Source organism: Methanobrevibacter sp. (genome assembly GCF_045646205.1).
Lineage (GTDB): Archaea > Methanobacteriota > Methanobacteria > Methanobacteriales > Methanobacteriaceae > Methanocatella.
Genome location: NZ_JAZRKF010000066.1, coordinates 1 through 1,836, shown reverse-complemented (window position 1 = coordinate 1,836; position 1,836 = coordinate 1). Strand labels below are relative to the sequence as shown.

Below are 1,836 nucleotides of genomic sequence, written 5' to 3'. Positions count from 1 at the left end.
AATAATTTGCTCATCACGGATGAAAACATTAAATTGCCATTAGCAGAAATCAAGGGTCCTCATTTACCATTAGGTGAAACCAACTACAAAGAAATGTGGGAAGGCTATGATTTAAGACCACAATATGACAGATCAAAATGTTCAAAATGTGATTCATGTACAATTGAAGAGATTTGTCCAACAAATGCATTTGCAAATGAAAGATTGGATTTGACAAGGTGTTTTGGATGTGGATTATGTGCTCATTTCTGTAAGAATGATGCATTTGACATGAATACTGGTGATGTTGATTTGGAAATTAATGACAAATTAGTCAACGTGCCAATTATCTGTAGACAATCTGATAGATTAAGAGGAAATAAATTATCTAATCAGTTGAAAAAGTTAATTGAAACACAGGAATTTACTTTGTAGCGAGGTGGTTTTAATGACTACTCAACAAAAGATTAATGACGCTCCCATTAATTTTGCAGAAGATATAATAGCTAATGTAAAGAATACTAGGGATGATGGTGTTTTGAAATGTGTGCAATGTGGTTTATGCACTTCCACATGTCCTGCAGCACGCCATTCTGAATATAATCCTAGAGAAATTATTGAAAGAGTTCTTGATGGTGATGAAACAATAATGCAGGAAGATTATTTATGGAATTGTTTTTATTGTTATACTTGCCATAGCGTATGTCCAGTTGGTAACAGTGTTTGTGAAGTAAATCAAATATTAAAACAATTTGCAATAAACCAAGGTATAGGATGGGATAAGCTTTATGAATATCTCGGATTTGCTGACTCATATTTTGATGCTGCAATTGGGGCAATCCCGGAAATATTTTTTGATGATATTGCAAAAGATGTCCCTGGATGGGAGGATATTAGATTTGAAAAATTAGAAGAAAATAGGGATAAATTAAATCTTTATCCGCCATTAATGCCTCCAGAAGATGTTATTGAGGAAGTTAGTTTAATTTTAACAATTACTGGATTTAAGCAAAGAATGGAAAATATTAGAAAATCACAAGAAGAGGAGGCCAATAAATGAAAGATATTCCAGATAAAAATCTCCTTCTTTTTAGAAGTTGTCTTGTAAGTGTAGAGTATCCTGGTATCGAATCCTCAACTAAATATGTTTTTGAAAAGTTAGGTATTGATTATGGTATTTCGGAAAAACAGACCTGTTGTACTGGATTAGGGCATTATTCTGATGTTTTTGATCAAGTTTCAACAACTGCAATTGGTGCACGTAATTTTAAAGTTGCTCAAAATCTTGGAAGACCTAATCTTGTAATGATGTGTGCTACATGCTATGCAATTAACAAAAAATCCGTTAAGTTATTAAATAATAAAGATGACTTACGGGATGAAATCAATACTTTATTTGAAGAAAATGGTTTGGATCATTTAAAATATGAAAAGAATGATTTGACACCTACAGAAAATATATTTCATTTTGTAGATATTTTATATGGTAAAAAAGATGAAATTAAAAAGCATATTAAATATGATTTAAGCCAATACAGGATAGCTACCCACCATGGGTGTCATTACTGCAAAGTTCATTATGAAGATACTATTGCGGGTGTAAGGGATCCGAATATAATTGATGAACTCATTGAAGCATGCGGATGCAAAACAATCGGGTGGTATGATCATAAGAGAGCATCATGCGGTACAGGATTTAGGCAAAGATATTCTAATCCGGATTTATCATTTACAGCGACAGCAGACAAAATGAATTCACTTAAGGATGAAGGTGTTGAAATTGTAGTGCATTTATGTCCTAATTGCCATATACAATTTGACAGATATCAACCATTAATCTCTAAAAGGGAAGGTAGG

General features: G+C 32.6%; 3 protein-coding genes. All 3 read left to right on the top strand.

Annotated elements, in window-relative coordinates; translation table 11 throughout:
* A partial coding sequence (locus tag ACKI44_RS11870; protein WP_407424666.1) for a homocysteine biosynthesis protein occupies positions 1 to 414 on the top strand: 414 nt, incomplete at its 5' end.
* Between the two features lie 13 nt (positions 415 to 427).
* Positions 428 to 1,039, top strand: coding sequence for a ferredoxin:CoB-CoM heterodisulfide reductase subunit HdrC (gene hdrC / locus ACKI44_RS11865; protein WP_407424664.1), 612 nt, complete (start codon positions 428 to 430; stop codon positions 1,037 to 1,039).
* Positions 1,036 to 1,836 (top strand): ferredoxin:CoB-CoM heterodisulfide reductase subunit HdrB (hdrB, locus tag ACKI44_RS11860; protein ID WP_407424662.1); only part of this gene is annotated, 801 nt, incomplete at its 3' end. The genes hdrC and hdrB, both read left to right, overlap by 4 nt.

Excerpts from the sequence above, each read along its gene's own strand:
- hdrC (WP_407424664.1), top strand. The coding sequence starts at position 428 with ATGACTACTCAACAAAAGATTAATGACGCTCCCATTAATTTTGCAGAA.